This is a genomic window from Streptomyces durocortorensis, assembly GCF_016901035.1.
GTDB classification, from domain to species: Bacteria; Actinomycetota; Actinomycetes; order Streptomycetales; family Streptomycetaceae; genus Streptomyces; species Streptomyces durocortorensis.
In genome coordinates this window covers 1-578 of record NZ_JAFEUF010000546.1, presented here as the reverse complement: position 1 = coordinate 578, position 578 = coordinate 1, and the positions used below count along the sequence as shown (strand labels likewise).

The window sequence follows — 578 nt, the reverse complement described above, 5'->3', positions numbered from 1 at the left end:
GGGTCGCGGGGCCGGGGGTGAACGGGTTGGTCTTCACCACCGGGGGGCCCTTGACGTCCGTGCCGCTCGCCGGGCCGCCGGGCTTCTCCGACCCCGACAGGCCCCCGTCTCCGCCGCCCAGGATGCTGTTCGGCCCCGGCATGTCGTTGATATCGGTGAACCGGTCGTTGTTGAAGTAGTTGTTGTAGATGGAGAAGGCGCCCGCTCCGACGGCCAGCCCCGCGCCCATGTCGAACACGGTGCTGGTGCCGGAGCCGACGAACGTCTCCCACTTGAATTCCCACTTGTCGTAGAAGGCCCCGTTGATGATGACTTCGGCGGTGCTCTCGGCTGCACCGCCGACCACGAAGGTGGTGACCACGACCGGCGGGCCGTTCACGATCCCCTTGAACAGCAGGCTGTTCGGGTCGATCTTGAACTTGCTGAAGATGTCCCCGAGGAGGTCCTTGAAGATGTTCTTGATGGGCTTCAGGAACTTGTCGAAGATCTCCATGAAGCCGGCGGTGAGCGCGCCGAAGGCCGCCGCGACACCGACGTCCTTCCAGTCCACTCCCCCGGGCTTCCGGCCCCCGGTGTTC

At 65.6% G+C, this 578-nt stretch carries 1 protein-coding gene; it reads right to left on the bottom strand.

Annotated elements, in window-relative coordinates:
* Positions 1–550: hypothetical protein (locus JS521_RS36010; protein ID WP_205087036.1), on the bottom strand; the 550-nt coding region annotated here is incomplete at its 3' end.
* Positions 551–578: the final 28 nt, after the last annotated feature.